Genomic DNA, 4,083 nt, shown 5'->3' with positions numbered 1-4,083 from the left:
GGGCGGCGACGTGGTCGGCAGGGTGGTGACGACGATGGAGGAGATCAGCGCGAGCTCGCGCAAGATCAGCGACATCATCGGCGTGATCGACGGCATCGCGTTCCAGACCAACATCCTGGCGCTGAATGCGGCGGTGGAGGCGGCGCGCGCCGGCGAGCAGGGCCGCGGCTTCGCAGTGGTGGCCAGCGAGGTGCGCAGCCTCGCGCAGCGTAGCGCGCAGGCGGCCAAGGAGATCAAGGCGCTGATCGGCGCGAGCGTCGAGAAGGTGGCGGCCGGCRCGCAGCTGGTGGGCGACGCGGGCGCGACGATGAAGGATGTCGTGGCGCAGGTGAAGCGGGTGGCCGAGCTGATCGACGAGATCAGCACCGCGACCGGCGAGCAGACGGCCGGCATCGGGCTGGTCAGCGATTCGGTGATGCAGATCGAGCAGGTGACGCAGCAGAACGCGGCGCTGGTCGAGCAGTCGGCGGCGGCGGCGGACAGCCTTCAGCAGCAGGCGGCGCGGCTGGTGGATGCGGTGCGGCAGTTCAAGCTCGCGGGCACCGCCTGAGTTCTTGTGCCTCGCCACCCCGCACCGCGCACGAACCGCTTGTGTTCGGCCGGCGGTGACCGCTCGCTTGTTGGGGGAGTGGACTCAGCTCACCGGGAGCCCGAGCAGGGCGGGGTCTCCTCGCCCTAGTCGGAACAGCACCGGCTCGTCCGTCGTCAGGTCGACCACTGTCGTCGGCTCACGGGGGCACGCACCGGCATCGACGACCGCCTGCACTTGCCCCTGGAAACGCTCGCGGATCTCATCCGGGTCGTTCATCGGCTCGGTCTCGCCCGGCGCGATCAGCGTGGTCGACAGCAACGGCTCGCCGAAGATGTCGAGCAGCTGCTGCAGCATCTTGTGGTCCGGCACGCGCAGGCCGATGGTGCGGCGTGATGGGTGCGAGACGCGGCGCGGCACTTCCTTCGTCGCTTCGAGGATGAAGGTGAACGGGCCTGGCGTCGCATGCTTCATCAGGCGGTACTGGCGGTTGTCGACGCGGGCGTAGCTGGACAGCTCCGACAGGTCGCGGCACAGCAGCGTCAGGTGGTGCTTGTCGTCGACGCCGCGGATGCGCCGCAGGTTCTCGGCCGCCGCCTTGTCGTCGAGGTGGCACACCAGCGCATAGCTCGAATCGGTCGGCACCGCGGCGATGCCGCCGTCATGCAGGATCTGCGCGGCCTGCTTCAGCAGGCGCTGCTGCGGGTTGTCGGGGTGGACTTCGAAGAATTGCGGCATGGGCCGCGATGCTAATCCGCGATCGTGTCGGCCGCCACTGTGGATGTCGCCGGGTGCGCCGCCGTCTTTCGCATGTTCAGCCACGCGCTCGCGGCACCGCACACCGCGATCACGCCCATGCCGACCCAGGCCCAGCCGTCCGGCACGTAGCGGAACACCAGCCAGCTCACCGCCGCCGCCACGCCGATCTGCAGGTAGATGAACGGCATCAGCGTCGCCGTCGGCGCCAGCCCCAGCGCCAGGATCAGGAACAGGTGGCCCACCGTGCCGAGCGCGCCGATCACCAGCAGCAGCACCAGCTGCCGCGGCGGCGCCGCCATCAGCGTGCCGTCGGTGTCGATCGCGCTGAAGAAGAACAGCACCGGCGTCAGCACCAGCGCGCCGGTCAGGCCGGTGTAGAAGTGCGTCGTGTACGGGCTCTCCAGCGCCGACAGCTTGCTCGTCAGCACCTGGAAGCTCGCGTAGGTGAGGGCGCCGGCCAGCGGGAACAGCACCGCCCAGCCGAACAGCCCGCTGCCCGGGCGGATCACGATGATCGCGCCGGCGAAGGCCGCGCACACCAGCGCCCAGCGCAGCGTCGACACCCGCTCGTGCAGCACCCAGGCCGCCAGCAGCGTCACCACCACCGGCGTCAGCATGTTGATCGCGGTGAACTCGGCCACCGGCATCTGCTGCACGCCGAAGAAGCTCAACGCGCTGGTGGCCAGCAACAGCGCGCCGCGCGCCAGCTGGAAACGCGGGTGCCCGGTGCGGAAGCCTGCGGTTTTCGAACGCAGCAGCCAGAGGCCCATCGACACCGCCTGGAAGGCATAGCGTGCCCACAGGATCAACAGCACCGGCAGGAAGGCGCCGAGGTACTTGATCGTGGTGTCCATGGTCGCGAAGCACAGCGCCGCCAGGGCGATCAGCGCGATGCCCCGGGCGGGGCGCTGCCTTGTCACGATCGTCGGTTCACGGGAGCTGCACGCGGTCGACGAGCGCTTCCCACACCGGCGTCAGCTTGCCCGGCAGCGGCGGCAGCGTGCCCAGGTCGACGTGGCTCTCGTCGGGGCTGTGGAAATCGGAACCGCGCGACGCGAGCAGCTCGAACTCGAGCGCCATGTCGGCGTACTTGAGGAAGTCGGCGTTCGAGTGGCTGCCGGTGATCACCTCGACCCCGCGCCCGCCGTGCACCTTGAACTCGGTGAACAACGCGTACTCCTCGTTGGCGGTGAACTTGTAGCGCCCCGGGTGCGCGATCACCGCGATGCCGTGCGCCTCGCGGATCCAGCGCACCGCGTCGCCGAGCTTCGCCCAGCGGTGCGGCACGTAGCCCGGCTTGCCCTCGACGAGGAACTTGCGGAAGACCTCGTGCGTGTCCTGGCAGATGCCGCTCTCCACCAGGTGCCGCGCGAAGTGCGTGCGCGAGATCAGATCCGGGTTGCCGACGTATTTCAGCGCGCCCTCGTAGGCGCCGTGGATGCCGACCTGGGCCAGGCCCGCGGCCATCTCGCGGGCGCGTTCCTCGCGGCCGCCACGCGTCGCGGCGAGGCCGGCGCTGAGCTGCGCATCGTCGGCATCGAAACCGAGCCCGACGATGTGCACCGTGGTGTTCGCGAAGGTCACCGAGATCTCGGTGCCGGTCAGGTAGGGCAGGCCCAGCGCCAGCGCCGCCGCCTGGGCGCGCTGCTGGCCGCCGACCTCGTCATGGTCGGTCAGCGCCCACAACTCGACGCCGTTGGCTTTCGCGCGCGCCGCGAGTTCCGCGGGCTGCAGCGTGCCGTCCGACACCACGGAATGGCAGTGCAGGTCGGCGTTGGTCCATACAGCAGGTTGGCTCACGGACGGCATTGTAGGGAGCCGGCCCGGGCAGCGTCGCTGCAGGGGTAACCCACCACCCGTTCGCCCTGAGCTTGTCGAAGGGTCTGCTTGCGTGCCACCAAGGCTTCGACAAGCTCAGCCCGAACGGCTTTTCTCGTCAAGGCGTGACGCGCAGCACGCGCCCGGGGTTGTTGTCGGTCAACAGGTACAGGAACCCGTCCGGGCCCTGGCGCACGTCGCGGATGCGCTCGTGCAGCTCGGTCAGCAACCGTTCCTCCTTGACGACCTTGTCGCCGTCGAGCTGCAGCCGCACCAGCATCTGCCCCGCCAGCGCGCCGACGAACAGGCTGCCCTTCCAGCCCGGGTAGCGATCGCTCGTGAGAAAGGCCATGCCGCTCGGCGCGATCGACGGCACCCAGTACGTCAGCGGCTGCTCCATGCCGGCCTTGGCCTTGCCCTCGCCGATCGCGGCGCAACTGCCGTACTCGCAGCCGTAGGTGATCACCGGCCAGCCGTAGTTCCTGCCGGCCACGTCGAGGTTGACCTCGTCGCCGCCCTGCGGGCCGTGCTCGTGCGTCCACAGCGCGCCGGTCCACGGGTTCAGCGCGGCACCCTGCAGGTTGCGGTGGCCGAAGCTCCACAGCTCCGGCCGCGCACCCGCCGTCTTGACGAACGGGTTGTCGGCCGGCACCCCGCCGTCGGTTTCGATGCGCACCACCTTGCCGAGGTGGTTGCCGAGGTTCTGTGCGTCGTCGCGCATCAGGTAGCGGTCGCCGAGCGTGACGAACAGGCGGCCGTCGCGCCCGAACACCAGCCGCGAGCCGAAGTGCGCGGTGCTCTTCACCTTCGGCAGCTGCCGGAAGATCACGCTGACGCCGGTCAGCTTGTCGCCCTGCAGCCGGCCGCGCGCGACCGCGGTGCCGTTCTTGTCGGCCTCGCTGCGGCTGCCGGCCTCGGCATAGCTCCAGTAGACGAGGCCGTTGCTCGCGAACTTCGGGTCGAGCGCGACGTCGAGC

At 69.8% G+C, this 4,083-nt stretch carries 5 protein-coding genes; 1 reads left to right on the top strand and 4 read right to left on the bottom strand.

Annotation, left to right across the window (positions count from 1 at the left end; all coding sequences use genetic code 11):
* Positions 1-550, top strand: a 550-nt coding sequence (locus AC1D01_RS23500; protein ID WP_477870608.1) for a methyl-accepting chemotaxis protein, incomplete at its 5' end; no start/stop codon positions are given.
* An 84-nt stretch (positions 551-634) separates the two neighbouring features.
* Here the strand turns inward: AC1D01_RS23500 and AC1D01_RS23495 are convergent.
* From AC1D01_RS23495 to AC1D01_RS23480, 4 genes are all read right to left on the bottom strand, one after another.
* Positions 635-1,267 (bottom strand): L-threonylcarbamoyladenylate synthase, encoded by a 633-nt coding sequence (locus AC1D01_RS23495; protein ID WP_477870606.1) that lies wholly within the window; start codon positions 1,265-1,267, stop codon positions 635-637.
* Positions 1,268-1,278: 11 nt separating this feature from the next.
* Positions 1,279-2,208, bottom strand: a complete 930-nt coding sequence (locus AC1D01_RS23490) for a DMT family transporter (RefSeq protein ID WP_477870604.1) — start codon at positions 2,206-2,208, stop codon at positions 1,279-1,281.
* Between the two features lie 10 nt (positions 2,209-2,218).
* Entirely contained in the window at positions 2,219-3,088 is an 870-nt protein-coding gene (locus AC1D01_RS23485; RefSeq protein WP_477870602.1) for a 3',5'-nucleoside bisphosphate phosphatase, read from the bottom strand.
* A 136-nt stretch (positions 3,089-3,224) separates the two neighbouring features.
* Positions 3,225-4,083 (bottom strand): PQQ-dependent sugar dehydrogenase (locus AC1D01_RS23480; RefSeq protein WP_477870600.1); only part of this gene is annotated, 859 nt, incomplete at its 5' end.

The sequence above is a fragment of the Rhizobacter sp. P3_B12 genome (assembly GCF_056402895.1).
The sequence above is the reverse complement of the archived record's forward strand: the minus strand, read 5'-3'. Positions and strand labels throughout refer to the sequence as shown.